Source organism: Variovorax glacialis, assembly GCF_051216375.1.
Lineage (GTDB): Bacteria > Pseudomonadota > Gammaproteobacteria > Burkholderiales > Burkholderiaceae_C > Variovorax.
Genome location: NZ_JBPJZT010000006.1, coordinates 71,347 through 95,753, shown reverse-complemented (window position 1 = coordinate 95,753; position 24,407 = coordinate 71,347). Strand labels below are relative to the sequence as shown.

The 24,407-nt window shown below is 67.9% G+C and carries 23 protein-coding genes and 1 pseudogene; 10 read left to right on the top strand and 14 right to left on the bottom strand.

Annotated elements, in window-relative coordinates:
* Positions 1 to 35 precede the first annotated feature (35 nt).
* Genes ACSFBL_RS17350 through ACSFBL_RS17335 form a run of 4 tightly spaced genes read left to right on the top strand, consistent with a single transcriptional unit; the run spans position 36 to position 3,989 of the window.
* On the top strand, positions 36 to 1,022 hold the full coding sequence (locus tag ACSFBL_RS17350) for a Bug family tripartite tricarboxylate transporter substrate binding protein (RefSeq protein WP_435517035.1): 987 nt from the start codon (positions 36 to 38) through the stop codon (positions 1,020 to 1,022).
* A gap of 24 nt (positions 1,023 to 1,046) precedes the next feature.
* Positions 1,047 to 2,021: a hydroxyacid dehydrogenase gene (locus tag ACSFBL_RS17345; protein WP_435517034.1), complete on the top strand. Its 975-nt coding sequence runs from the start codon at positions 1,047 to 1,049 to the stop codon at positions 2,019 to 2,021.
* Positions 2,022 to 2,052: 31 nt separating this feature from the next.
* Positions 2,053 to 2,751: an RraA family protein gene (locus tag ACSFBL_RS17340; RefSeq protein ID WP_435517033.1), complete on the top strand. Its 699-nt coding sequence runs from the start codon at positions 2,053 to 2,055 to the stop codon at positions 2,749 to 2,751.
* Between the two features lie 8 nt (positions 2,752 to 2,759).
* Positions 2,760 to 3,989 (top strand): alpha-hydroxy acid oxidase, encoded by a 1,230-nt coding sequence (locus ACSFBL_RS17335; RefSeq protein WP_435517032.1) that lies wholly within the window; start codon positions 2,760 to 2,762, stop codon positions 3,987 to 3,989.
* Positions 3,990 to 4,049: 60 nt separating this feature from the next.
* On the opposite strand, the gene ACSFBL_RS17330 is transcribed toward ACSFBL_RS17335, so the two are convergent.
* The gene (locus ACSFBL_RS17330) at positions 4,050 to 4,358 is read right to left on the bottom strand and encodes a hypothetical protein (RefSeq protein WP_435517031.1); all 309 of its coding nucleotides are present in this window, start codon (positions 4,356 to 4,358) and stop codon (positions 4,050 to 4,052) included.
* A 498-nt stretch (positions 4,359 to 4,856) separates the two neighbouring features.
* On the opposite strand from ACSFBL_RS17330, the gene ACSFBL_RS17325 reads away from it, so the two are divergent.
* A complete protein-coding gene (locus ACSFBL_RS17325; protein WP_435517030.1) occupies positions 4,857 to 5,831 on the top strand; it encodes a hypothetical protein in 975 nt (324 codons plus the stop codon).
* Positions 5,832 to 5,910: 79 nt separating this feature from the next.
* On the opposite strand, the gene ACSFBL_RS17320 is transcribed toward ACSFBL_RS17325, so the two are convergent.
* From ACSFBL_RS17320 to ACSFBL_RS17300, 5 genes are all read right to left on the bottom strand, one after another.
* The gene (locus tag ACSFBL_RS17320; RefSeq protein WP_435517029.1) at positions 5,911 to 7,419 is read right to left on the bottom strand and encodes an efflux transporter outer membrane subunit; all 1,509 of its coding nucleotides are present in this window, start codon (positions 7,417 to 7,419) and stop codon (positions 5,911 to 5,913) included.
* A gap of 137 nt (positions 7,420 to 7,556) precedes the next feature.
* The gene (locus ACSFBL_RS17315; RefSeq protein WP_435517028.1) at positions 7,557 to 8,687 is read right to left on the bottom strand and encodes an ABC transporter permease; all 1,131 of its coding nucleotides are present in this window, start codon (positions 8,685 to 8,687) and stop codon (positions 7,557 to 7,559) included.
* A gap of 3 nt (positions 8,688 to 8,690) precedes the next feature.
* Positions 8,691 to 9,848, bottom strand: coding sequence for an ABC transporter permease (locus ACSFBL_RS17310; protein WP_435517027.1), 1,158 nt, complete (start codon positions 9,846 to 9,848; stop codon positions 8,691 to 8,693).
* Positions 9,845 to 11,626 carry an ATP-binding cassette domain-containing protein gene (locus tag ACSFBL_RS17305; protein ID WP_435517026.1) on the bottom strand — a complete coding sequence of 594 codons (1,782 nt, stop codon included), beginning with the start codon at positions 11,624 to 11,626 and terminating at the stop codon, positions 9,845 to 9,847. The genes ACSFBL_RS17310 and ACSFBL_RS17305 overlap by 4 nt, the downstream gene beginning before the upstream one ends.
* Positions 11,626 to 12,651, bottom strand: a complete 1,026-nt coding sequence (locus ACSFBL_RS17300) for an HlyD family secretion protein (RefSeq protein ID WP_435517025.1) — start codon at positions 12,649 to 12,651, stop codon at positions 11,626 to 11,628. Before ACSFBL_RS17300 ends, ACSFBL_RS17305 begins: the two co-directional genes overlap by 1 nt.
* Before the next feature lie 107 nt (positions 12,652 to 12,758).
* Here ACSFBL_RS17300 and ACSFBL_RS17295 point away from each other — a divergent pair.
* Positions 12,759 to 12,968: pseudogene (locus ACSFBL_RS17295) on the top strand (TetR/AcrR family transcriptional regulator); the annotation flags it as partial.
* A gap of 412 nt (positions 12,969 to 13,380) precedes the next feature.
* Here ACSFBL_RS17295 and ACSFBL_RS17290 read toward each other — a convergent pair.
* Positions 13,381 to 14,379: a LysR substrate-binding domain-containing protein gene (locus ACSFBL_RS17290; RefSeq protein WP_435517024.1), complete on the bottom strand. Its 999-nt coding sequence runs from the start codon at positions 14,377 to 14,379 to the stop codon at positions 13,381 to 13,383.
* Positions 14,380 to 14,561: 182 nt separating this feature from the next.
* Between ACSFBL_RS17290 and ACSFBL_RS17285 the strand changes: the two genes are divergently transcribed.
* From ACSFBL_RS17285 to treF, 3 genes are read left to right on the top strand one after another with little or no spacing between them, the layout of a single operon-like run.
* Positions 14,562 to 15,761 carry an acyl-CoA dehydrogenase gene (locus ACSFBL_RS17285; protein WP_435517023.1) on the top strand — a complete coding sequence of 400 codons (1,200 nt, stop codon included), beginning with the start codon at positions 14,562 to 14,564 and terminating at the stop codon, positions 15,759 to 15,761.
* 1 nt (position 15,762) lies between these two features.
* On the top strand, positions 15,763 to 17,004 hold the full coding sequence (locus ACSFBL_RS17280; RefSeq protein WP_435517022.1) for a CaiB/BaiF CoA transferase family protein: 1,242 nt from the start codon (positions 15,763 to 15,765) through the stop codon (positions 17,002 to 17,004).
* Positions 17,001 to 18,671 (top strand): alpha,alpha-trehalase TreF, encoded by a 1,671-nt coding sequence (gene treF, locus ACSFBL_RS17275; RefSeq protein ID WP_435517021.1) that lies wholly within the window; start codon positions 17,001 to 17,003, stop codon positions 18,669 to 18,671. Before ACSFBL_RS17280 ends, treF begins: the two co-directional genes overlap by 4 nt.
* Here treF and ACSFBL_RS17270 read toward each other — a convergent pair.
* Complete coding sequence (locus tag ACSFBL_RS17270) at positions 18,589 to 18,855, bottom strand: DUF1127 domain-containing protein (protein WP_435517020.1); 267 nt, start codon at positions 18,853 to 18,855, stop codon at positions 18,589 to 18,591. The genes treF and ACSFBL_RS17270 overlap by 83 nt on opposite strands.
* An 88-nt stretch (positions 18,856 to 18,943) precedes the next feature.
* Between ACSFBL_RS17270 and ACSFBL_RS17265 the strand changes: the two genes are divergently transcribed.
* Complete coding sequence (locus ACSFBL_RS17265) at positions 18,944 to 19,834, top strand: LysR family transcriptional regulator (protein WP_435517019.1); 891 nt, start codon at positions 18,944 to 18,946, stop codon at positions 19,832 to 19,834.
* Between the two features lie 12 nt (positions 19,835 to 19,846).
* On the opposite strand, the gene ACSFBL_RS17260 is transcribed toward ACSFBL_RS17265, so the two are convergent.
* From ACSFBL_RS17260 to ACSFBL_RS17235, 6 genes are read right to left on the bottom strand one after another with little or no spacing between them, the layout of a single operon-like run.
* Positions 19,847 to 20,311: a CopD family protein gene (locus tag ACSFBL_RS17260; RefSeq protein WP_435517018.1), complete on the bottom strand. Its 465-nt coding sequence runs from the start codon at positions 20,309 to 20,311 to the stop codon at positions 19,847 to 19,849.
* Positions 20,312 to 20,356: 45 nt separating this feature from the next.
* Entirely contained in the window at positions 20,357 to 21,337 is a 981-nt protein-coding gene (locus tag ACSFBL_RS17255; protein ID WP_435517017.1) for a Bug family tripartite tricarboxylate transporter substrate binding protein, read from the bottom strand.
* 58 nt (positions 21,338 to 21,395) lie between these two features.
* Complete coding sequence (locus tag ACSFBL_RS17250; protein WP_435517016.1) at positions 21,396 to 21,752, bottom strand: cupin domain-containing protein; 357 nt, start codon at positions 21,750 to 21,752, stop codon at positions 21,396 to 21,398.
* A gap of 13 nt (positions 21,753 to 21,765) precedes the next feature.
* Positions 21,766 to 22,761, bottom strand: a complete 996-nt coding sequence (locus tag ACSFBL_RS17245) for a quinone oxidoreductase family protein (RefSeq protein ID WP_435517015.1) — start codon at positions 22,759 to 22,761, stop codon at positions 21,766 to 21,768.
* Positions 22,758 to 23,645: a beta-keto acid cleavage family enzyme gene (locus ACSFBL_RS17240; protein ID WP_435517014.1), complete on the bottom strand. Its 888-nt coding sequence runs from the start codon at positions 23,643 to 23,645 to the stop codon at positions 22,758 to 22,760. The genes ACSFBL_RS17245 and ACSFBL_RS17240 overlap by 4 nt, the downstream gene beginning before the upstream one ends.
* Positions 23,642 to 24,406 carry an SDR family NAD(P)-dependent oxidoreductase gene (locus tag ACSFBL_RS17235; RefSeq protein ID WP_435517013.1) on the bottom strand — a complete coding sequence of 255 codons (765 nt, stop codon included), beginning with the start codon at positions 24,404 to 24,406 and terminating at the stop codon, positions 23,642 to 23,644. The genes ACSFBL_RS17240 and ACSFBL_RS17235 overlap by 4 nt, the downstream gene beginning before the upstream one ends.
* Position 24,407: the final 1 nt, after the last annotated feature.

Here is a 24,407-nt window from a genome sequence, read left to right as displayed (position 1 = left end):
TTTCCAGAATCCGCCTCACCAACAGGAGACTTTCAATGACCCGTCGATACCGATTGCTCGCAGGCGCCGCCCTCGCCTTGCTGGCCTGCAGCAGCTTCGCCCAATCCCCCGCCTGGCCCACCAAGCCGATCAAGCTGGTCGTGCCTTTCCCGCCCGGCGGCGGCACCGACTTCGTCGCGCGCCTCGTGGCCGAGAAGCTGAGCACCCAGGCGGGCTGGGTCATCGTGATCGACAACAAGCCCGGCGCGGGCGGCAACATCGGGCTCGACGCCGTGGCCAAGGCCGCCCCGGACGGCTACACCCTCGGCCTCGGCCAGACCGCCAACCTCGCGATCAATCCCGCGCTCTACGCGAAGATGCCCTTCGATCCGCTCAAGGACTTCGCGCCGATCGCCTCGGTCGCTTCGCAGCCGGTCGTGCTGCTGGTGAATGCGTCGTCGCCGTACAAGACGCTCGCGGACGTGGTGGCCGCCTCCAAGGCCAAGCCGGAATCGCTGCGCATCGGGCTGGCCGGCAACGGCACCGTGGGTCACCTAGCCGGCGAGATGCTCGAGCGCCGCGCCGGCATCAAGATCCTGAACGTGCCGTACAAGGGGGCCGGCCCGGCGATGACCGACCTGCTCGGCAACCAGGTCGAGCTGAACTTCGCCAATACGCCGGTCGCGATTCCGCAGCTCTCGGGCGGCAAGGTGCGCGCACTGGCCATCAGCTCGGCGCAGCGCCTGAAGACCGTGCCGCAACTGGCCGCGGTGCCGACGGTCGCCGAGTCGGGCTACCCCGGATTCGACGCGATCACCTGGACCGGCCTCGTCGCGCCGGCCGGCACGCCGCCGGCGGTGGTCGAGCGCATCAACACCGAGGTGCAGAAGATCCTCAAGCGGCCGGATGTCATCGAGAAGCTGGCGCTGGAAGGCAGCACCGCCGCAGCCGAAAGTACGCCCAAGCAGTTCGCCGACTACATCCGCAGCGAGCACCAGAAATGGGGCGCGCTCATCCGCGAAGCCAACATCAAGCTCGACTGAGCGCCGACAGAGAGCACCCCCCCAGTGAACCCCACCATCCTGGTCACCGCGCCGAAGCTGGCGAAAGCCGGTGCCGATCTCCTCGCGCAGGCCGGCGCACGCGTCATCTATCTGTCCGACCCCGACAGCGTGGAAGAGGTCGAGCGGATCATGGCGACCGAGCCTGTCGATGCGGTCATCTCGCGCACCGTCCAGCTCTCCGCCCGCGCCATCGCGGCATGCCCGACGCTCAAGGTCATCTCCAAGCATGGCGTCGGCGTCAGCAACATCGATGTCGACGCGGCCACGTCGCGCGGCATTCCGGTGTACGTGACGCCGGGAGCCAATGCGCAGTCGGTGGCCGAGATGACGCTGGGGCTGATGTTCGCCGCCGCACGACGCATCGGATGGATGGACGCCGAGCTGCACGCCGGCCGCTGGTCGCGCGCGCAGGACGGCGTCGAACTGCACGGCAAGACACTGGGGCTGGTCGGCTTCGGGCAGATCGGCCAGCGCGTCGCTACGGTGTGCCTGGCGCTGGGCATGGAGGTTGTCGCCTTCGACCCGGCGCTGGCCCACGGCGAGAGCCCGGTCGACGGCGTGCGCCTGCTGCCGTCGCTGGACGCGATGCTCCCGCTTGTCGACGTGCTCAGCCTGCACGTGCCGCTGAACAAGCACACGCGCAACATGCTGGGCGAGCTGCAGTTCGCAGCCATGCGGCGCGGCGCCATCCTCGTCAACACGGCGCGCGGCGAAGTGATCGACGAGCCGGCACTCGTCGCCGCGCTGAAGAGCGGCCAGTTGCACGCGGCCGGCCTCGACACCATGGCGACCGAGCCGCTGCCCGCCGACAGCCCGCTGGCCGCGCTGCTCAACGTCGTGCTGACGCCGCATGTCGGCGGCTCCACGCCGGCCGCCCTCGCGGGCATGGCCAGCGGCGCCGCGCGCAACGTGCTCGGCTGGCTGCAGGGCACGCCGGCCGACCCTTCCGCCTGCGTCAACCCCCAGGCGCTTTCCTGATCCCTTTGCCTTCCGTCCCCGGAGATTGCACATGAGCACCGAATCCGCCGTCCAGTGGCCTGCCGGCTATCGCATCAACCCACGCGCCGAAGGTCCCGCGGCAGATGTGGTGGCCGCCTTCCATGACATCCCCGTCGCAGCCATCGGCGACGCGATGAGCCGCAACATCGGCACCATCGGCCTGCGCCAGTACCACGCGCGACTCGACACCGTGCTATGCGGCCCGGCCGTCACCGTGCGCGTTCGCCCGGGCGACAACCTGATGATCCACAAGGCGCTGATGATGGTCCGGCCCGGCGACGTGCTGGTCATCGACGGCGGCGGCGACGTCTCGCAGGCGCTGGTCGGCGGGCTGATCCGCACCACCTGCGTCTTCAAGAAGCTCGGCGGTCTCGTCATCGACGGCGCGATCCGTGACCTGTGCGAGTGGGCGGAAGAGGGCATGCCTATCTTCGCGCGCGGCCACACGCATCGCGGCCCGAGCAAGGACGGCCCCGGCGAGATCAACATCCCGGTCTCCTGTGCCGGCCTCGCCGTGATGCCGGGCGACCTGATCGTCGGCGACGCCGACGGCGTCATTGCCATCCCCGCGGCCGAGTGCGCCGACATCCTTGCGCGAAGCCGCGCGCACCTGGTCAAGGAAGCGAAGATCCGCGCCGACAACCAGGCCGGCAAGTCCGACCCGGAGCGCTTCGACGCGACGCTGCGCGCCAAGGGATTGCCGGTGTGAGTGCGGCCGTGACATCGACCTCGCAGGGCCTCGAGAAATTCGCGGCACCGAGTTCGTCCGCTCCAGCCGGCGCGGGCGCGAACAAGCTGCCGCGCAAGCTGCGCCGCATGCTGTCGCTCGACGATTTCGAAGAGGCTGCGCGACGCTTCCTGCCTGCGCCCATCTTTGCGTACGTCTCCGGCGGCTGTGAAACGAATCGCTCGTTGCGCGCCAATCGCAGCGCCTTCGAAGGCTTTTCCTGGGTGCCCCGCGTGCTGACGGACACGTCGGCACGCACGCTCGCGACTTCGCTGCTCGGCAGGCAGTACGCCGCGCCGTTCGGCATCGCGCCCATGGGCATCAGCGCGTTGTCGGCCTACCGCGGCGACCTCGTGCAGGCCAAGGCTGCGGCGGCCGCCAATGTGCCGATGATCCTGAGCGGCACTTCGCTGATCCCGATGGAGGAGGTCGCGCGCGCCAATCCTGCGGCCTGGTTCCAGGCGTACGTGCCAGGCGAGCCGGAACGCATCCTCAAGCTGCTCGACCGCGTCGAGCGCGCAGGTTTCGGCACGCTCGTCGTCACAGTGGACACGCCCGTCTCGGGCAACCGCGAAAACAACGTCCGCGCCGGCTTCTCAACGCCGCTGCGGCCGAGCCTGCGCCTGGCGCTGGACGGCATCACGCACCCGGGATGGCTTTGCAAGACGGCGCTGCGCACGCTGATCGCGCACGGCATGCCGCATTTCGAGAACTCGCAGTCCACACGTGGCGCGCCCATCCTCTCGTCCAGCGTGCTGCGCGACTTCGGCGCCCGCGATCACCTGAACTGGGAGCACTTCGCGCTGATACGCAATCGCTGGAAGGGTCGACTGGTCGTCAAGGGCATCCTCGATCCGCGCGATGCGCTGCAGGCCCGCGACCATGGCGCCGACGGGATCATCCTGTCGAACCATGGCGGTCGTCAGCTGGACGGTGCCGTCTCGCCGATGCAGATGCTGCCCGCGGTCATCGAGGCCCTCGCCAACAACTACCCGGTGATGATCGACAGCGGCTTTCGTCGCGGCAACGACGTGCTTCTGGCGATGGCGTTGGGCGCGAAGTTCGTCTTCGTCGGTCGGCCCTTCAACTACGCAGGGGCCGTCGCCGGACAGGCCGGGGTGGAACATGCCATCGGCATCCTGGCGTCGGAGGTCATGCGCAACATGGCGCTGATCGGCGTGCAAAGCCCTGCGGGTGTTTCGCGCCAGAACCTGTTCTGAGTTGGCGGACTGAGGCTCAAGGCGGGCAAGGGCGCCGCGCGACGCAGCGCCCGGGCGCGATCAGCTTTTTGCGCCTTGGAGCGCTTGCATCGATTCGATGGTGGCCTTTGCGCGTTGCACGCGGCGCTCGAACTCCGCGCCAACCAGTTCCACCAGGCCACGGAGTTCGGCTGTGGTGACGAACTTGTGGTCGGGCGCCGACCGTGCGGAGGCGACGAGGTTGCTGATGCATGCGACGGCGTGATAGGCCTCTCTCGATGCATTGATCTCCGCGACCGCTTTCGCGCTCGGCGTGGCGAGGTTGCCGGCGTCGACGCCGGCGGGGGATCCGTCTGGGTGGCGCGCGGGCGCGCAAGTAGGGTGGACCATCGTTGGCCTCCAAGAGGTGCGGTTTGCAAAAACCGCCGCCACCGAGACCAATCGGAGGCGGCGACTCGAACAGGTTGGTCTACCGGGCACCTCTTGCGAGAACCGGCGAGCCTTGCGGCTCCCCGCCCGAGCCGCCAAAACTGGGCACGGACGACAAAGCCGCAGCCCGCGCTGCGGTAGGTACTGCGGCTTGCGTCGCAGAGGTGCAAACGGGAGACCAATCCCGATCACGCCTTTGTGTGACGTGACGCGGCGGAGTATAGCCACGGGGGTCTACGCAAGCCGCGGCACGTTCGCCGCCGCATCACCCCAGCCGTCGCTCATGACGCTGGCGTTGCATCTTCAAAACGACTCGCACCAAGTCGAGGCGAAATTTCCCAATTTAGTCACGTCTTCGTCTATTTCTGATGCAAGAAATGTATTACTTTTCATTATATTCAGGAGGTTAGTAACCACTATTTGATCCTTGAGATGAGACAACAGTTGCCCCAGCGCACGATGAAATTCCCCCTTGCGTGCTCCCTCGCCGCAACCGCCGCAGCCCTGACCCTCGCCGGATGTGGCGGCGGCGGCGGTGGTGGCGGGTTCCTGCCGGTCGCCCAAAGCGCCGCGCCCGCCCCGGCACCCGCAGCCGCGCCTGCACCCGCCCCCGCTCCCGCCGTCTCCGGCGACAAGGTCCCGGATCCCGCACCGGCCCCGGCCCCGGATCCGGACCCGGTGCCTGCACCTGCCCCCCCTCCGGCGCCTGCGCCGAAGACCTGGAAAGATGCGGACTGCGCCCACAGCGCAACCACTCTGCCGGCCTGCTCGACGAACTTCTCCGACCACACCGGATTGGCAGACGTCACGACCGAAAGCGGCGAGGACGTCATACAGTTGCAGACCGTTGCAGCCCAGCTCTCCAGCACCCGCAGCCCCAACAACGACGTGTTCGGCAACAAGGCCGTCTACGGCCTGGACTTCCTGCATCAGGTCAAGCTGTCGGAGTTCCCGGGCATCAGTTTCTCGATGAAGCTGAACACCGGCGATACGACCTCCATCGTCGATACGTACGTCAACTACGTCATCAGCCTGACCTGCGACGGCACGGCCGGCAGTTGGCTGAACCTGGTGACCGTGGCGAGCAAGATGGCGTCTGCAAGTGCCCCCGATGCCAAGGGCTACGTGACCTACACGGCAGCGCCTGCGGACGTCAAATGGGCGAAGACCGGCACCGCGTCGTTTCCCGCGACCGGCACGGCGCTCTTGAACGGCGTCAATGGCACTGCGGGTGGTGCCCTCGCGCTGGATGCGTTGATCGCCGCCTACCCGAACGCCTGCATCTACAACTTCGCCAATCCGAAGGCCAATGCGTCCAACGGCGGCGTTACGCCGACGCCGGCGGTGATGTTCAACCTGGGTGACTCGGGCACCACGACCGACAAGAAGGCCTGGATCAAGGACATCAAGATCGGCGACAAGGTCGTGTTCTAAGGCGCATCCACGTCTCCATGAAAAAAGCGCCCACCGGGCGCTTTTTTTCATGCCTCGGCGCGGAAGCAGTGCGGAGCGCTCACGACTTCTCTCCAGGCTCGCCCGGCCCACCCAGCGCCTTCGATACAGCGACCAGCCCCAGCGCCAACCGGCTCGTGCTCTCCGTGTACTCCCGCTGCGCCTGAAGCCAGGTCCGCTGCGCATCGAGCTGGGTCAGGAAGTCCGTCAACCCATGGTCATAGCGGACCTGCGCCAGTTGCAGCGACTCGCGGCTGCTGCGCTCCCGCGCGGCGAGTTGCACGTTGCGTTGCCGCTCCGCGGTGTAGACGCTCAGCGCATCGTCGATCTCCTGCCAGGCCTTCAGCACAGTCTGGTGGTAGGTCACGGCGGCTTCCTGCTGCTGCAGTTCGCGCAGGGTCACGGTCGCGCGGCGACGGCCGCCGTCGAAGATGGGCATCTGCAGGCTCGGGCCGATCGACCATTGCCGGGCGCCCCAGTCGCCGAAGTTGCTGCTGGTCACCGAGTCGAAGCCGAAGCCCGCGCCCAGCGTGACACGCGGGTAGAGGTCAGCAACGGCGACGCCGATGTTCGCTGTGGCTGCGTGCAGTTGCGCCTGGGCGAGCTGGATGTCGGGGCGGCGCAGCGCCACTTCCGACGGAAGGCCCAGCGAGAGATCCGGCAGTGCGCTGGCCGGTGTATCGGGCCGGGCGGCCAGTTCCGCGCGCAAGGCGCCGGGCCGCTCGCCGACGAGCAGCGTGATCTGGTTGAGTGCCTGCACCTCTTGCGCAAGCAGTTGCGGCACGCGTGCGCGCAAGTCGGCTGTCTGCGCGTTCTGGCGCGTCACGTCGAGGTCGGTCGTCAGCCCGCCGTCGGCGCGCGCCTTGACGAGCGACAGCGTCTCCTCCGCGGCCTTGACGTCGTCGCGCGCCAGCCGGATCTGTTCCTGCACCGAACGCAGCTCGAAGTAGTGGCGCGCCAGTTCGGCCTGCACGCTGAGCTGCACCTGCGCGAGCAGCGCGCGCGATGCCGTGACGTTGGCATCGGCGGATTCCACAGAGCGCCGCACGCGGCCCCACAGGTCGATCTCCCAGGAAGCATCGAAGCCTGCCTGATAGAGGTTGTGCGGCTCACTCAGGGTCTTGATGAGGTCGTCGCGATTGGCAGGGTTGATGGCACCCACGAGCCGGGTCGGCTCACCGAACTCGCTCTGCCTTTGCCGCAGCACGCTGGCATTGAGTCCGACCTGCGGCCCCTTCTGCGACTCGACGATGCTGAGCTGCGCGCGGCTCTGCGCGAACCGCAACGCGGCGGTCTGCAAGTCCTGGTTGGCCTCGAGCGCGCGCACCTCCAGTGCATCGAGCACCGGATCGCCGAAGGTCGACCAGCCGATCGGCGCCGCCGCAGTCGTTGCAGCGCCGAGTTGGGGATTGACGAGATCGTCCGAGCCGCCGTGCCAGGTAGAAAAGGTGGCCGGTGCCTGCGGCGTTTCCGGCTTGAAGTCCGGTCCGACCGCGCAGCCGCCGAGCGATGCGGCGGCGAGCGCGGTGGCAAGCAACGAAGCGCAAAGGAAAAAGGGCGAAGTCTTCATGATTTCCTTTCAGAGCAAGCTTGGTGCGGGCGCGCGACACCGGGAATCCCGCGGACCGGCTCTGCCCGGCCGCTGGGGATTGCCCCCGGAAGGGGGTGTCCGAGCCACACGAAGTGGGCGAGGCTGGGGGGCGAGCGTCATACCAATCGATGCCGGAAAAGCCATGCCGCAAGTGGCAGCGTGAGCGCCGCGATGATGAAGAGGGGAATGAGGTTGTGCCAGACGGTCATCAGCCCGACCCCTTCGAGGTACACGCGCTGCACCAGGTCGATCGCGAATCGCAGCGGATTGGCCAGCGTCGCGATCTGCAGCACGCGCGGCATGTTGCTCACCGGCGTGGTCAGCCCCGACAGCAACATCATCGGCATGATCAGCACGAAGGTGTAGAGCATGGCCTGCTGCATGTTGGCCGACACCGCCGAGATCGAGAGCCCGATGCCCACGCTCGCGATGGTGAACATCGACAGGCCGATGTAGAGCGTGACGAAGGAGCCCGCCATCGGCACCCTGAACCACAGCAGCGTGATGAGCAGCACGAGCGTGGACTGCACCAGCCCGATCGCCACCGGCGGGAGGGCCTTGCCGATCATGATCTCGGTGGGCGACAGCGGCGTCACGAGCAGCTGGTCGAAGGTGCCCTGCTCGCGTTCCCGCGCCACGGAGAGTGCGGTTAGCAGCAGGGTCTGGATCATGCTGAGCGCGGCGATCATGCCGGGCATGAAGTTCCAGCGCGTCTCCAGGTTCGGGTTGAACCATGCGCGCGATTCGATGGTGACGGCTGCCTGCACGCCGCCATGCCGTTGCCGCCATTCGTCGTTGAAGTTGGTCACGACGGCATTGACGTAGCCCGCTGCAGAGCCGGCGGTGTTGGAGTTGCGCGCGTCGACGATGACCTGGATCGATGCGGTCTCGCCTGCGTTCAGCTGGTTCTCGAACTGCGGCCCGATCTGGATCACGACCAGCGCGTCCTGCGAGTTGACGATCGGCGCAATCTCCTTGGGCGACGTGAGTGTCGCGGCGCGACGGAAGACGCCGGTGCCGTCGAGCTTGGCGACGAGGGCGGTCGATGCGCCGCTGTGGCTCTGGTCGAGCAGCGCGTAGTCGATGTGGCTGAGGTCGTAGGTGGCCGCGTAGCCGAAGAGCAGGCTCTGCATCAGCGCCGGCACGATGAGGATGACGCGGCTGGAAGGGTCCTTGAGGATCGCCAGCATCTCCTTGCGGCAGAGGTTGGCGACGCGCCGCACGAAATCGAGGAATGCGTTGTTCATCGGTCAGTCCAGGCTCTTGCGCGTCACGAAGCGTGCGACGCCGAGGAGCACGATCGCGTACAGCATCAGGATCGCGCAGTTCCTGAAGATGAGTGGCCATACGTTGCCGGCGAGGAACAGCGTCCGTACCAGTTCCATGAAGTAGGTCGCCGGCAGTGCCTGCCCCACGATGCGCACCACGGTCGGCACGTTGCGCAGGTCGAACAGAAAGCCCGACAGCATCAGCGAGGGCAGGAAGCTCGAGATCAGCGCGACCTGGCTCGCGAGGAACTGGTTGCGCGTGACGGAGGAGATGAGGAGGCCTACGCCCACCGCGACCAGCAGGTACAGCATCGCGCTGACAACGATGACCACGAGCGATCCGTACATCGGCACCTCGAAGAGGAAGCGCGCCGCGACGAGGCACAGCATGAGGCCGACCATGCCGATGCCGAAGTACGGAATGATCTTCGCGAGCAGGATCTCCACGGGCCGCACCGGCGTGACGAACAGCGCCTCCAGCGTGCCGCGCTCCCATTCGCGCGCCATCACGAGCGCCGTGAGGAAGGCGCCGACCAGCGTCATGATGAGCACGATCAAGCCCGGCACGAGATACCACGTGCTGGTGTTGGCGCTGTTGAACCACAGCCGCTGTTCGATGGTGACCGACCCGACACCGGGTGCCGTGCTGCCCGCGCCCTGGTCGGCCCGGCGCAGCCCGTTCTGCGCGAGGGCGCCGCTCGCGTAGCGCAGCATGATGTTGGCCTTGTTCGCATCCGCGCCATGCACGATGACCTGGATGCGCGCGTCGCCGGACGCGAGCTGGCGCGAGAAGTCGCCGGGCACGCGCACGATGCCGTCGACCTTGCGCGCGTGCATCAGCGCTTCGGCTTCGCGCATCGAAGTCAGCATGACGGGCGAGATGTAGGGCGTGAGCTGCAGGCCCGAGACCGCCTGCACCGCGGTAGGCGAGGTGTCTTCGAGCACGACGGCCATCGGCGCGTTCTTCACGTCGAGCGAGAGCCCGTAGCCGAAGATCAGGATCAGGATGATCGGCAGCAGGATGCCGATCGCCAGGCTGCTCGGGTCGCGCAGAAGTTGCCGCGTCTCCTTGCGCGTGAGCGCGATCAACCTGGGCCAGAAGCGGCTGTGCGTCGCGCCGGCCTGCGTGGGCGTGTTCATGCGCTGGCTCCGGCCGTGGGCGCGCGGGCGGTGTCGCGCGCCTGCGTGACGATGTCGATGAAGGCATCTTCCATGCTGAGGCGGCTGTCCGGCGCGCTGCCGGCCTGCACGCGCACCTGCTGGGGCGTGCCGATGGCGAGCAGCTTGCCGGCGTCCTGGATCACGATGCGGTCGCAGTACTCCGCCTCTTCCATGAAGTGCGTGGTGATGATCACCGTCACGCCGGCTTCGGCCAGCGCCGTGATGCGGCGCCAGAACTCGCGCCGGGCCAGCGGATCGGTGCCGCTGGTGGGTTCGTCGAGGAAGAGGATCTCCGGCTCGTGCAGCAGGCCGGTCGCCATCGCGAGCCGCTGCTTGAAACCGCCGGGCAACTGGCCGCTGGTCGCGTTCTCCTGGCCGAGCAGGTCGAACTGCTGAAGCACTGTCTGCATGCGGTCGCGAAGATGCTGCCCGCGCAGGCCGTAGGCGCCGCCGAAAAACTGCAGGTTCTCGGTGACGGACAGATTGCCGTAGAGCGCGAACTTCTGCGAGACGTAGCCGATGCGGGCGCGGGCCTGCGCGCGTGCGGTGCGAAGGTTGACGCCGGCGACCTGCAGGAAGCCGCTGCTGGCAGGTAGCAGTCCGCAGAGCATGCGGAAGGTGGTGGTCTTGCCTGCGCCGTTGGGGCCGAGCAGGCCGAAGATCTCGCCGCGCCGCACATCGAAGCTGGTGCTCGCGACGGCAGTGAAGTCTCCGAACCTGCGCACGAGGTCCTTCACCTGGATGACGACCTCCTTGTCGGCGGCGGCGGGCGCGGGAGTTTCGGAAACTGGGTGCGCGGCGGAGGCGGAGGCCTGCTGGGCCCGCAGCAGCACCATGAAGCCGTCTTCGAGGCGCGCCGGCACCGGCTCGACAGGTGCGCCGTCGAGCAGCGCGTCGACCGCCCCGGCGTCCGCATCGGGCCGCCTGATGAAGCGAACCTCGCCACCTTGCGGCACCGCATCGATGATGGTCGCGGGCGTATCGAGCAGGTGCGCCTGCAAGGTGCGCGGCGCGACGCCCTGCGGCGGCGTGGTGACGAAGCAGAGATCCTTCGCGTTGTCGCGGATCTCGGCGGGCGCGCCCTGCGCGATCAACTTGCCGCCATGCAGCACGAAGACCTGCGCGCAGCGCTCGGCCTCGTCCAGGTAGGCGGTGCTGACGATGACGGAGAGATGCTCGTCGTCGACGAGTTGCTGCACGATCTCCCACAGTTCGCGCCGCGACAGCGGATCGACACCGACGGTCGGCTCGTCGAGCAGGAGCAGCGCGGGCGAGCGCACCAGCGTGCAGGCCAGTCCGAGCTTCTGCTTCATGCCGCCGGAGAGCTTGCCGGCAGGGCGCGCGGTGAAGCGGCCGAGGTCGGTCATCTCCATCAGGCGCGCATAGCGTTCGCGCCGCTCGGCCTTGCTCACGCCATGCAGGTCGGCGTAGAGGTCGAGGTTTTCCTGCACGCTCAGGTCCTCGTAGAGGCCGAAGCGCTGCGGCATGTAGCTGATGCGGTCCTGCACGGCCTGCGGATCCCTGGCGACGTCGATGCCGAGCACTTGCAGCGATCCCTCGTCGGCGCGCATCAGGCCGGCGGCCAGGCGCAGCAGCGTGGTCTTGCCGGCGCCGTCGGGGCCGACCAGCGCGGTGAGCTTGCCGGAAGGCACTTCGAGCGATACGTCGTCGAGCGCGCGGACCGGCTCGACCACGCCCTTGACCTGGAAGCGCTTGTGCAGGCCCTGCCCGGACAGTGCTGGCGCGGGGGTGTCCATCAGGGCTTGCTCCCCGCGGGCGTGCCGTTGCCGTCGAGCGCGAGGCGCACCGTCACGGGCATGCCCAGGCGCAACCTGTCTTCCGGATCGTCGGCCAGCACGCGGATCTCGTAGACGAGGCTGCTGCGCAGTTCCTCCGTCTGCACGGTCTTCGGCGTGAACTCGGCGACGGAGGAGATGTAGCCGACCTTGCCCTGCAGCGGCTGGTTGGGATGGCTGTCGGTGCTCAGCGTCGCGCCCATGCCGGGCTTGACGCGGCCGAGGTCGGCTTCCGTCACATAGGCACGCACCCACTTGGGATCGGTGATCGCCAGCGTGAAGACCGGCCGCTGCGGCGATGCCATGTCGCCCGGCTCCATCAGCCGCGCGCGGACCACCGCATCGATGGGCGCCTTGAGTTGCGCCTCCTGCAACTGATGCCTGAGCACGCCGAGCGCCGCGACCGCGACATCGAGTTGCGCCTGGGCCTGCGCGATGTCTTCCTTGCGCGGGCCCGTCACGACGAGCTGTTGGGCCTTGCGCGCGTTTTCGAGCTGCGCGAGTGCGACCTTCTGGCGTGCCTGCGCGGCATCGAGGTCCTGCTGGCTCACGGCACGGCCCACGGTCGTCTGGCGGATGGATTGCAAGCGCTCCAGTTGCTGGCGGGCCAGTTCGGCGTCCGCCGCGGCAGCGGCGACCTGCGCGCGCGACTGGGCGATTTCTTCGGGGCGGCTACCGCTCTTCAGGCGTTGCAGTGCCTGCGTCTGCACGGCGATCTGCGCCTCGGACTGCGCCGCCTGCAGTTGCAGCGTGCGAGTGTCGAGTTCGCCGAGCACCTGGCCGGCCTTGACGTGATCGCCTTCCTGCACGTTGAGCTTGTCGATGCGCTCGCTGCCGTTGAAGGCGAGCGACACCTGTCGCAGATCGACATTGCCATAGAGCACGAGGCTGTGCGGATCGGCGGCGGGCCGGCTGAAGTACCACGCGGCAAAGGCGGCACCCGCGAGGAGAACGATGGCACCCACGATGAACGGCTTCTTGGTCATGGTCTCTCTTGCAACCGGGATGACGGTGCGTTGTCGATGAAGTAGACTGGATCATATCGAATTTGAATTCAAATTCAAACTACCAGGTTGTATCCAGGGTTAACCCAATGCCAGCAACTGACAAGAGGAAATCACCAGGGCCCGCGAAACGCGGGCAGCGTCCGGACGGCGATGCGACGCGCCTGCTCCTGATCGAAACGGCAGGGCAGGTGTTCGCGGAGCGCGGCTTTGCCGAGACCACCAGCAAGGAGATCTGCGAGCGTGCCGGCGTGCCGCTCGCGTCGGTCAACTACCACTTCGGCAGCAAGGACGGTCTTTACGAAGCCGTGCTGATCGCGGCGCATCGGCAACTGATGGGCCTCGAAGACCTGACGGCGATCGCGGCGGGCATCGACGATCCGGCGCTGCGGCTGCGCACGGTTCTGTCGCACCTCGTCAATCTGGCCTTGCGCGCGGCGGGGCCATGGGGTTTCCGGATCGTGCTGCGCGAAATCATGACGCCTTCGGCCGCGATGCCGGTGCTGATCGAGAAGGCGATCCGGCCCAAGTCCCAGTTCATGCGCGAGATGGTCAGCGGGTACATGGGGCTACCGCCCGAACATCCGACCGTCCAGCGCGGATTGGTGTTCGCCTTGCTTCCTTGCCTGGCGATCATGGTGGTGCCAAGGGAAGTGCCCGCGAGGCTGCTGCCGGCCATTGCGAGGGACAGCGACGGCCTGGGGGACGAACTCATGTGCTACGTGATGGCGGGGCTTGACGCGATGGCGCGCGCGCAGCGGCCGGAGGCGAAGGCGGGGAAGCAGACGGAGAAGAAGGCGGAGAAGAAGCCGGCGCGCGCGCCTGCGCGAGAAGCCAGGCGCGAAAAAGCGTGAGGGCCGGGCGCTCGTCGTGCGTCGCGGGCGTCACCAGGAAGTAGCTCCGCTCGCCACGCAACGGCCGATCGCAGGCGATGACGAGTTCGCCCCGCGCGAGCTCTGCCTCGATCAGCATGCCGGGCATCAAGGCCACGCCGAGCCCGTGCGCCGCGGCGATCGCCAGCATCGAGAACAGTTCGTAGCGCGGTCCACTGTGCGCGCGCGATGAATCCACGCGTTGTGCATCGAACCACTGGCGCCAGCCATCGGGGCGCGTGCTCTGTTGCAGCAAGGGCATGCGCGCCACCGCAGCCGGGGACAAGGGCTTGCGGCCCGTGAGCAGGGCGGGGCTGCACACCGGCACCACGTCCTCGTTGAGCAGCACGGTCGACTCCGTGCCCGCCCAGTTGGCTGTCTGCGCCGCGGTGCCGGCATAGATCGCGGCGTCGAAGGGCGTGTCGTTGAAGAGGAAGGGGCGCGTGCGCGTCTCGATGTGCACCGTGATGTCCGGATGCTTCGCCGCGAAATCGGGCAGGCGCGGAATCAGCCAGCGCGTCGCGAAGGTCGGCACCGCGGCAAGCTGCAGCGAGCCGCCCTGGCCCTGCCGCGCCATCGCATCGAGCGTGTCGCGCTCCATGGTGTCGAGCTGCCGCGCGATCTGCCGGGCGTAGTCGGCGCCGGCCGGCGTCAGCGCGACGCCGTGTCGTGTGCGCCGGAACAGCGCCATGCCGAGGAAGCCTTCCAGCGCGGTTATCTGGCGCGACACCGCGCTCTGCGTCAGTGCCAGTTCCTGCGCGGCGCGCGTGTAGCTTTCATGGCGGGCGGCGGCCTCGAAACAGATCAGGGCCTGCGTGGAAGGGATCTTTCGGCGCATGGTATGCGGAGCCTACATAGTTGCGGCGCGAAGTTCATCTATGGAACGACACCGCCGCATTGTGCTTTGAAGTGAGAAATACGCATAACTGGGTGTCGAATCGTCGTTTGCGCTCGTCACCCCGCCCGCTTACGATCACGGCCAACCTCAGCACTTCAGCACTTCCACCCCGGAGACACCACATGGCCAAGCACGCCGCATTTCATTGGGACGATCCTCTTCTCCTCGACCAGCAGCTCAACGACGACGAGCGCATGGTGCGCGACGCGGCCAACGCCTACTGCCAGGAGCGCCTGGCCCCGCGCGTGATCGAGGGCTTCCGCAACGGCGAAACCGATCCGGCCATCTTCCGCGAAATGGGCGCCCTCGGCCTGCTCGGCCCGACCATCCCCGAGCAGTACGGCGGCCCCGGCCTCAACTACGTCTGCTATGGCCTGATCGCCCGCGAAGTCGAGCGCGTGGATTCGGGCTACCGCTCGATGGCCAGCGTGCAGAGCTCGCTCGTGATGGTGCCGATCTACGAATTCGGCAGCGAAGCACAGAAGCAGAAGTACCTGCCCAAGCTCGCCACCGGCGAATGGATCGGCTGTTTCGGCCTCACCGAGCCCGACCACGGCTCCGACCCGGGGAGCATGGTCACGCGCGCCAAGAAGGTGCCCGGCGGCTACTCGCTCACCGGCGCGAAGATGTGGATCAGCAACAGCCCGATCGCCGACGTGTTCGTCGTGTGGGCCAAGGAAGTCAGCGAGAGCGGCGCCGTCGGCCCGATCCGCGGCTTCGTGCTCGAGAAGGGTGCCAAGGGCCTGAGCGCGCCAGCGATCCACGGCAAGGTCGGCCTGCGTGCGTCGATCACCGGCGAGATCGTGATGGACAACGTGTTCTGCCCCGAAGAGAACGCCTTCCCCGAAGTGCAGGGCCTCAAGGGCCCGTTCACCTGCCTCAACAGCGCCCGCTACGGCATCTCCTGGGGGGCGCTCGGCGCCGCCGAGGACTGCTGGCACCGCGCTCGCCAGTACACGCTGGACCGCAAGCAGTTCGGCCGCCCGCTCGCGGCCAACCAGCTCATCCAGAAGAAGCTGGCCGACATGCAGACCGAGATCACGCTGGGCCTGCAGGGTTGCCTGCGCCTCGGCCGCATGAAGGACGAGGGAACGGCATCGGTCGAAGTGACGTCGCTGCTCAAACGCAACTCCTGCGGCAAGGCGCTGGACATCGCCCGCCTGGCCCGCGACATGATGGGTGGCAACGGCATCAGCGACGAGTTCGGCGTGGCGCGCCACCTGGTCAACCTGGAAGTCGTGAACACCTACGAGGGCACCCACGACATTCACGCGTTGATCCTGGGTCGCGCCCAGACAGGCATCGCGGCGTTTGCCAACTGACATGAGTTCGCCGAAGGAAGGCGCCCTCGCGGGCCTCAAGGTCCTCGACCTCTCGCGCGTGCTCGCGGGCCCGTGGTGCACGCAGATCCTCGCGGACCTGGGGGCGGACGTCGTGAAGATCGAGCGTCCCGGCGTCGGCGACGACACCCGCACCTGGGGGCCGCCTTTCCTGAAGGATGCGGAAGGCAGGGACACCAACCAGGCGACCTACTTCACCGCCTGCAACCGCAATAAGCGCTCGGTCACCATCGACATGGCGACCCCTGACGGGCAGGCCTTGCTCAAGCAGATGGCGGCACAGAGCGACATCCTGGTCGAGAACTTCAAGACCGGCGGGCTCCGGCAGTACGGGCTGGACTACGAGAGCCTCCGCGCGCTGAACCCGCGCCTCGTCTACTGCAGCGTGACGGGCTTCGGCCATGACGGCCCGCATGCGTCGCGCGCTGGCTACGACCTGATGATCCAGGCGACGAGCGGCATGATGAGCATTACTGGCCGTCCCGATGACGCGCCGGGCGGCGGTCCGCTGCGCGTAGGCGTGGCGCTCACCGACCTGTTCACCGGCGTCTATGCGAGCACGGCGATCCTCGCCGCGCTCGAAGTCCGGCATCGCACGGGCGAGGGCCAGCACATCGACATGGCGCTGCTCGACGTCGGCATGGCGATCCTCGCGAACCAGGCCAGTGCCTTCCTCAATACCGGCGTGGCGCCGCAGCGCCAGGGCAACAGCCATCCGAGCCTCGCGCCCTACCAGGACTTCCGCACGAAGGACGGCGCGATGCTGCTGGCCATCGGCAACAACGGCCAGTTCGCACGTTTCTGCGAAGCCGCCGGCCATGCGGATTGGGCGAGCGACCCGCGCTTTGCCACCAACACCTTGCGCGTGAAGCACCGCGAAGTGCTCATCCCGCAGATGGAGGCCGTGACGCGCACCCGCACGACCGCCGAATGGATCGCGCTGCTCGAAGACAAGGCCGTGCCCTGCGGCCCGATCAACGACATCGCGCAGGCTTTCGACGACGACCAGGTGAAGGCGCGCGGCCTTGCCGTGAGCCTGCCGCGCGATGCAGGCGACGGCATCGCGCAGATCGTCGGGGTCGCGAGTCCCCTGCGCCTGAAGGACAACCCGCCGGTGCTGCGGCACGCGCCGCCCGCACTGGGGCAGCACACCGACGAGGTGCTGTCCGAACTGGGCATCGACGAGCAACGCCGCGCCGCGTTGCGCGAGGCAGGCGTGGTGTGAGCCACCCGGGCACGGCCGGCACGCAGCGCTCCACGCGCGCCGCCGCCGCGCCTGCGCCCGATACGCTGACGCCGGCCGACCGCTACGAAGAGCTCTTCATCGCGGTCCAGTCCAACCACGTCTTCGCCGACAGCAAGAGCTTCGTCGACTGCGCGCCGCGCTTCGATCCGGCCGACATCCTCGCGGCCTACCGCGCTCAATCGCCGCAGCCCGGCTTCGATCTCGCGGCCTTCGTGCATGCGCATTTCGATGTGATTGACCAGGCGCCTTCCGACTATGTGTCGGTGCCCGGACAGCCCATCGCTGCGCACATCGACGATCTGTGGGAAGTGCTCACGCGTTATCCGCAGGACCATCCGCAGCAGTCGTCGCTGCTTCAACTGCCCCATCCGTACATCGTGCCTGGCGGGCGCTTTCGCGAGCTCTACTACTGGGACTCGTACTTCACCCTTCTGGGCCTGCGCGGCGGAGACCACGCGCAACTCATGCGCGACATGCTGGAGAACTTCGCCTACCTCATCGACACCTACGGGCACGTGCCGAACGGGACGCGCATCTACTACCTGAGCCGCTCGCAGCCCCCGGTGTTCGCGCTGATGGTCGAACTGGCGCAGCAGCAAGGTGTCGCGAATGCCGTGGACTTCCTGCCGCAGTTGCGCAAGGAGCATGCGTTCTGGATGAAGGGCAGCGATGGCCTTGCAGAAGGCCAGGCCGCCCGTCGCGTCGTACGCCTGCCGGGCGGCGCGCTGCTCAATCGCTACTGGGACGAACGCGACACGCCACGCGAGGAGTCGTGGATCGAAGACGTGACGACGGCGCAGTCGTGTGAGCGCGAGCCCGGGGAGCTTTACCGCGATATCCGTGCGGCCTGCGAGTCGGGCTGGGACTTCAGCACCCGCTGGCTGCGATCGCCGCCCCCGCACAGCGGGAAGCGAAGGCAGGTCCACGTGCGTGCGGGCACGGCGCCGTCGCTGTCGAGCATCTGCACCACGGACATCCTGCCCGTGGATCTCAACGCCTTCCTGCACAAGCTGGAATCGACGATTGCCGCGCTCGCGGAAAAGGCCGGCGATGCCACCGCCGCGCGGGAGTTCGCGCAGCGCGCCGACGATCGCAAGGCCGCCATCGCCGACTGCTTCTGGGATCCGAGGCACAACGCCTACTTCGACTACGACTGGCGCCGGGGCGAGCTCCGCGATTGCCTGACCGCCGCCTGCGTCACGCCGCTCTTCGTCGGTGCGGCCGACCACGCGCACGCTCAGGCCTTGGCGGAGACCGTGTCGCGTCGCTTGCTGGCGCACGGCGGCCTGTCGACCACCGAATGCGGAAGCGACCAGCAATGGGACCAGCCCAACGGCTGGGCGGCGCTGCAATGGATGGCGGTTCGCGGACTGGCCGACTACGGTCACGAGTCCCTGGCGGCCACGATTGCGAAGCGCTGGCTTGCGACGGTGGCGGCCGTCTACGAACGCGAGGGCAAGCTCGTCGAGAAGTACGCGCTGCGGCACATGGCGCACGAGGGTACCGAAGGCGGCAGCGGCGGCGAATATCCGCTGCAGGACGGGTTCGGCTGGACCAACGGCGTCACGGCCGCGCTCCTTGCCCAGCAGCCGCGGCACACCGCGCATGACTGCGTGGCGCACTCTGCGGCGCCCCAGCACCGCTGAACACATCGCGGCGAGTCGGCACGCACGGCTGCAGCAATGCCGGTATCTCGCTGCGGCCCACACCCAGGTCGCTCAGTTCGCGCTCGTTCATGGCGCGCAGGAGGCGTTGGTCCTGGTGGACGCGGCGCGCATTGCGAAGGCTCTCCAGGATGGCGGCGAAGAGTGCGGGCTTGGGCGAATGCATGATTGGCTCCTTGGACAGGACGCCATGGTGCAAGTTCGCATGCTATTGTGGAAGTTGAGATTTCTGTGGCCATCGATCAGCCTTCCTGATGAGACAACTCAACCTCGACCAACTCCGCACGCTGGTGTCCATCGCCGACCTCGGCACCTTCTCGGCAGCGGCCCAGGCGCTGCACCTGGCGCAGCCGACCGTCAGCCTTCACATCAGCGAACTGGAATCACGGCTCGGCGCCAGGCTGGTCGTGCGCGGCAGCCGGCGCGTGACGCCGACGGCGGCAGGCACTGCGCTGGTGGAGCGGGCGAGGCGCCTGCTGCGCGATGCGGACGATGCTGTCGATGCCGTGCGGCGACAGGCGGAAGGACGTGTCGGTCGCGTGCGGCTGGGCACCTCCACCGGCGTGGTGGTCGAGTTGCTGCCGCAGGTGCTGGAGGCGCTGGAGCGCGAGCATCCCGGCATCGAGGTCGAGATCAACATCCTCGGCTCGTCAGAGGCCGTGTCGCGCCTCGCGGCAGGCACGCTGGACATCGGCCTGGTGGCGATCCCTCAGCCGCCGACACGCAGCCTGGTGATCACGCGCTGGCGCAGCCAGCCGATGATGGCCTTCGTGCCGAAGAAGTGGCCGGCGCCGAAGCGCGTCACGCCGGGATGGTTGGCCGAGCGGCCCCTGATCCTCCCCGACGCGACCGCGCACATGTACCGGATCACGATGGAATGGTTCGCGGCGGCCGGCGAGTCGCCCCGGCCGCGCATCGAACTCAACTTCGACGCGGCGATGCTCGCCCTGGTGGCGGCCGGCTATGGCGCGGCGGTGCTGCCGGTGCATCAGCCGGTGGGCTCGGATTTCAACGAGCGGCTGCAAGTCCTGTCGCTCAGCCCGAAGCTCACCCGGCACGTAGGCATGGCGCACCGGCCGCGTCCGTCACTGGACGGCGCCACCGAAAGCGTGCTGCAGGTCCTGGAGCGATTCAGCCAGCGTTAGGACCGGCCGGTTTCAGAGGGCTCGTCCGACGACCGCGAAGGCGAACACCAGAACGCCCAGCGCCAGGTTCACCGCGACCAGCTTGCGGATGAGGTTGAGACTGGCCGCCGCGACAGGCCATTCGCGCGCAGCGACAGCGCGCTGCAGCCGCGGATAGGGCGCAAAGCGGATGTGCAGGAACAGCGCCATCATGACCACGCCGACGGCGAGCATCGCGTGCACGCTCCAGTGAACGCGAGCGAAGCCACCCGACATCCACACCATCAGCAGTCCGCTCGCCAGCAACACGACGATGGCGATCGAGACGCCGACGAAGAAGCGCGAGAGCGTCGCCGCCAGGAAGGGCAAGCGCATCGGCGGTTCGAGCATCGCCACGGCGGCCGGTCGAACGGCGAAGTGCATCAGCGCCATGCCGCCGACCCAGAAGGCGGCGGCGAGCAGGTGCAGGAAGAGCAGGGTGGCGATGGAAAGGGACATGCCCGAGCGTAGACCAGAACGCGAGGACGCGCGCCGTCGCGCAACTCAGTCGACCTTGATCCCCGCCGCCTTCACCACCTGTTGCGCCTTGGCGGTCTCGTCCGCGAGGAACTTGTCGAACTGCGCCGGCGGCATGGTGAAGGGCTCCGCGCCGAGCTTGTCGAGGCGGTCCTTGAGGTCCGGCGCGGCCATGATCTTCGCCACCTCGGCCTGCAGGCGGTCGACGACGGGCTTCGGCGTCTTGGCGGGCGCGAAGAGTCCGACCCAGAAGAGGTACTCGGAACCGGGCACGCCGGCCTCGACCGTGGTCGGCACCTGCGGCAGCACCGTCGAGCGCTTGTCCGTGCCCACCGCCAGGGCCTTGAGACGGCCGTCCTTGATGAGCGGCAGCGCGGACACCATGGGCGCGAAGAACCAGTCGATGCGTCCGCCCATCACCTCCGTCATCGCTTCCGGCGTCCCCTTGAAAGGCACGTGCTGCGCCTGCAGGCCGGCGGCGAGGCGGAATACCTCCGCGTTCATGTGCGTGGCCGAACCGTTTCCTGCCGAGCCATAGTTGAACGCGCCGGGCTTGGCCTTGACCTGTGCGACGAGATCTTTCTCGTCGACGAAGCGGTTGGGCGGCGTGACGAGCACGTTGGGCAGGCTCGCGAGCGGCGTGACGCCCGCGAAGTCCTTCAGCGTGTCGTAGGAGAGGTTCGGATAAATCGACGGGTTGACCAGATGCCCTGCGGAATGGATGAGCAGCGTGTAGCCGTCCGCAGGCGCCTTGGCCACTTGGGCCGCGCCCAGTGTGCCGCCGGCCCCGGGCTTGTTGTCGATGATGACGCTGGTCCCCAGCGCGGGCCCGAGCTTCTCGGCCATCAGGCGCGCCACGATGTCGGTGCCGCTGCCGGCCGAGAAGGGCACCACGAGGCGGATCGTCTGTCCGCGCGGCCATTCGCCCTGCGCGTGGGCGGTCGCGAATGCGCAGAGCGCCAGGGAGGCGGTGAGAAGCTGGCGTCGGCCGGGGAGGAATGTCTTCATGGGCTGTCTCCGTTGGAATCGTTGGGGAATGAAGTACGACGTGGTAAGGCGGCGTGGCTCAGGGCGGCGGCGCGTTCGCCATCACCAGCGCCACCAGCACGGGGCGGTTGGTGCGGTTGACGAGCTGCCGCTTTTCGCCGGGCGCGAAGCGGCAGCTGTCGTAGGGGCCAAGTTCCTGCTCGTCCTGCCGGCCGTCGAGCTCCGCGACCACGGTGAGCCGGCCTTCGAGCACGAGGTAGAGCTTCTCCATCGGCGAGCCGTCGAGGGTGGTGTGGCCGCCGGGCAGGATCTGGCTCATGCCCATCCACATCTGCGTCGAAGGGCCGGCGTCCTTGCCTTGCAGGCGCAGGCAGCGCATGTCGAAGTGGTTGGGCGCCTCGTAGGCCGGCGCGGCGTCGAAACGGGTGACGTGCATGGCGGGAATCTCCTCAGGGGCGCAGCACGACGCGGTCGGTGCTGCCGGACAGCACGAGCCGGTACGCGTCGAGCGCCTCATCCAGCGCGAAGGCGCGTGCCACCGGGAAGGGCTTCAGCGTGCCGCGCTCGAAGCCTTCGCGCATCGCGTCGAGCTGCGAGGTCGATGCGATGCAGTCCATCGCGAGCGAGTCGATGCCGACATAGGTGTGCATGCCGCGGTAGAACGCGAAGATGTCGAAGGGCACCGCGCGGTCCTGGGTCGAGATCAGGATCTGCGTCGCGCCCTTGGCCATCGACTTGTTCGCGGCCTCGAAGTAGGCGCTGCCGACCGTGTTGTAGGCGATGTCGACGCCGCGTCCGTTCGTCAGTTCGCGCACGCGGGCGGCGATGTCGGGCTGCGTGGCGTCGACCACGTCGACGGGCGAGTTCGCGAAGCCCTCGAAAGGGCCGGCGTTGCGCTGCACGGCGATGACCCGGGCGCCGCCCTGGGTCGCGAGCTGCACCGCCGCCTGCCCGACCTTGCCGTTGGCGCCGAGCACCAGCACGGTCTGGCCCGCCTGCGGCATGCCGCTGCGGCGAAAGCCTTCGTAGGCCGTCACGAAGGGCACGCCGACGGCGCCGGCTTCGTCCATCGAAATGCTGCGCGGCCGGTCGCGCAGGGCCGCCACTGGAAGCACGAGGTAGCGCGCATGCGAGCCGTCGCGCGTGATGCCGACATCGCCGCCCGATCCATAGACCTCGCGCCCGACCCACTCGCTGGGGCCATCGACTACGACACCCGCGAAATCGCGGCCCGGCGTGCGCGGAAACACCGCTTGCGGCATCAGGCCGAGCGCTGCCTTCACATCACTCGGGTTCACGGCGGCGGCACCGACTCTCACGACGGCAAAGCCGGGCTTCGCGACGGGCTGGGGTTGGGGCGCTGCTTCGAGCCGGAGCGCATCGAGGTTCGCCGCCTTCTGGCTCACGCGGAGTGCTCGCGCGCTGTCATTGATCACGGCGCTCATTTCGCGACCTCCCGCAGGCCCAGCATCGCGCGGGCCTCGCGCGCATTCGCGACTTCGCCGCCCAGGCTCTCGATGATGTCGCGCGCCTTCGCCACGAGCTGCGCATTGCTCTGCGCGAGCACGCCCTTCTCCAGGTAGATGTTGTCCTCCATCCCGATACGCACATGGCCGCCGAGCAGCCAGGCCTGCGCCACGATCGGGAATTCCATGCGGCCGATGCCGAAGGCGCTCCAGAAGGCGCCGCGCGGCAGCATGTCGCGGGCGTACAGCACCGTCTGCGGCGTGGGCATGAAGCCGTACTTCACACCCAGCACCAGCGTCCACATCGCCGGCCCTTCGAGCGTGCCGTCGGCGATGAGGTCGAGCGCCATGTGGATGTCGCCGGAGTCGAAGATCTCCAGCTCGGGCTTCACGCCGGCGTCGCGAATCACCTTCGCCATGCGGCGCACGTTCTTCGGCGTGTTGATGACGACGTCGGGCCCCGAGTTCATCGTGTTCAGGTCGAGTGAGCAGACATCCGGCTTGATCAGCGCGATGTGCTCGACGCGCTTCTCCGGCGGCAGCAGCGTACTGCCCGGCGCGGCGACCTTGGGATCGTCCTCGCTCGGAATGAACCGGCCGCCCGGGCCGGTCGTGAGGTTGATGATGAGTTCGCGGTTGGCGCGGCGGATGCGGTCCACCACGTCGCGGTACAGCTCAACCTGCATCGAGGGGCGCCCCGTCTCGGGGTCGCGCACGTGGATGTGGACCTGCCCGGCGCCGGCTTCCGCAGCCGCGAGGCATTCGTCGGCGATCTGCGTGGGGGTGATGGGCAGGTGCGGTGTCTGCTCCGGCTTCACGAGGTTGCCGGTCACTGCACAGGTGATGAGGGTCTTGGCGTTCACAGGTGCCTCCCGCCATCGACGACGATGCGCGTGCCGGTGACGAAGCGCAACGTGGTGGCGAGCGCTTCGACTGTGGCCGCGACATCCTCGGGCTGGCCGATGCGGCCGAGCGGCGTCGTGTTCGCCATCTTGGCCTTGAAATCCTCGCCGCGCCCCGGCACGAACGCGGATTCGACTGCGCCCGGTGATACCGACACCACGCGCACCGCAGGCGCCAGCGCCTTGGCGAGCGCATCGCCCACGACGTCGAGCCCTGCCTTTGCGGCGACGTAGGCGAGATTGCTGCCCACGCCAGTGAATCCGGCGATCGAGGAGATGTTGACGATCAACCCATCGCCGCTCGCCTTGAGGAGCGGCGCGAACGCACGGATGGTGGCGAACACGCCGCGGAAGTTGGCGCGCAGCAACTCGTCGATGAGTTCGTCCGTCAGCGCGTCGAGGTCGGCCGCAGGCACCGGCCGCGTGTGGCCCGCGCTGTTGACGAGGATGTCGCAGCGGCCATGCGCGGCTTTCACGTCCGAAGCGGCGCGCTGCAGGCTGGGTGTGTCGACGATGTCGGCGCGAATCGCGGAATGGCGCTGGCCCGCATCGCTGGGCAGCGCGGCGGCGCGGGCGTCGGCATCCTCGCCCTTACGATGCAGCAACACGCACGTCGCGCCGAGCGCAGCGAGGCGCCGAGCTATCGCGTACCCGATCGCGCCGAGGCCGCCGGTGATGACGGCGACCTTGCCGTCCAGTCGGGAAGTCGGATCAAAGCTCATA

What these genes read in the sequence shown, in the direction of transcription:
- ACSFBL_RS17270 (WP_435517020.1), bottom strand. Translation starts at nt 18,855, where the DNA reads ATGCATTCGCCCAAGCCCGCACTCTTCGCCGCCATCCTGGAGAGCCTT.
- ACSFBL_RS17250 (WP_435517016.1), bottom strand. Translation starts at nt 21,752, where the DNA reads ATGCACGTCACCCGTTTCGACGCCGCGCCGGCCTACGAGGCGCCCAAC.
- ACSFBL_RS17285 (WP_435517023.1), top strand. Translation starts at nt 14,562, where the DNA reads ATGGCCAAGCACGCCGCATTTCATTGGGACGATCCTCTTCTCCTCGAC.
- ACSFBL_RS17300 (WP_435517025.1), bottom strand. Translation starts at nt 12,651, where the DNA reads ATGACCAAGAAGCCGTTCATCGTGGGTGCCATCGTTCTCCTCGCGGGT.
- ACSFBL_RS17235 (WP_435517013.1), bottom strand. Translation starts at nt 24,406, where the DNA reads ATGAGCTTTGATCCGACTTCCCGACTGGACGGCAAGGTCGCCGTCATC.
- ACSFBL_RS17325 (WP_435517030.1), top strand. Translation starts at nt 4,857, where the DNA reads ATGAAATTCCCCCTTGCGTGCTCCCTCGCCGCAACCGCCGCAGCCCTG.
- ACSFBL_RS17245 (WP_435517015.1), bottom strand. Translation starts at nt 22,761, where the DNA reads ATGAGCGCCGTGATCAATGACAGCGCGCGAGCACTCCGCGTGAGCCAG.
- ACSFBL_RS17260 (WP_435517018.1), bottom strand. Translation starts at nt 20,311, where the DNA reads ATGTCCCTTTCCATCGCCACCCTGCTCTTCCTGCACCTGCTCGCCGCC.
- ACSFBL_RS17310 (WP_435517027.1), bottom strand. Translation starts at nt 9,848, where the DNA reads ATGAACACGCCCACGCAGGCCGGCGCGACGCACAGCCGCTTCTGGCCC.
- ACSFBL_RS17330 (WP_435517031.1), bottom strand. Translation starts at nt 4,358, where the DNA reads ATGGTCCACCCTACTTGCGCGCCCGCGCGCCACCCAGACGGATCCCCC.
- ACSFBL_RS17305 (WP_435517026.1), bottom strand. Translation starts at nt 11,626, where the DNA reads ATGGACACCCCCGCGCCAGCACTGTCCGGGCAGGGCCTGCACAAGCGC.
- ACSFBL_RS17320 (WP_435517029.1), bottom strand. Translation starts at nt 7,419, where the DNA reads ATGAAGACTTCGCCCTTTTTCCTTTGCGCTTCGTTGCTTGCCACCGCG.
- ACSFBL_RS17340 (WP_435517033.1), top strand. Translation starts at nt 2,053, where the DNA reads ATGAGCACCGAATCCGCCGTCCAGTGGCCTGCCGGCTATCGCATCAAC.
- ACSFBL_RS17315 (WP_435517028.1), bottom strand. Translation starts at nt 8,687, where the DNA reads ATGAACAACGCATTCCTCGATTTCGTGCGGCGCGTCGCCAACCTCTGC.
- ACSFBL_RS17290 (WP_435517024.1), bottom strand. Translation starts at nt 14,379, where the DNA reads ATGCGCCGAAAGATCCCTTCCACGCAGGCCCTGATCTGTTTCGAGGCC.
- ACSFBL_RS17255 (WP_435517017.1), bottom strand. Translation starts at nt 21,337, where the DNA reads ATGAAGACATTCCTCCCCGGCCGACGCCAGCTTCTCACCGCCTCCCTG.
- ACSFBL_RS17350 (WP_435517035.1), top strand. Translation starts at nt 36, where the DNA reads ATGACCCGTCGATACCGATTGCTCGCAGGCGCCGCCCTCGCCTTGCTG.
- ACSFBL_RS17265 (WP_435517019.1), top strand. Translation starts at nt 18,944, where the DNA reads ATGAGACAACTCAACCTCGACCAACTCCGCACGCTGGTGTCCATCGCC.
- ACSFBL_RS17280 (WP_435517022.1), top strand. Translation starts at nt 15,763, where the DNA reads ATGAGTTCGCCGAAGGAAGGCGCCCTCGCGGGCCTCAAGGTCCTCGAC.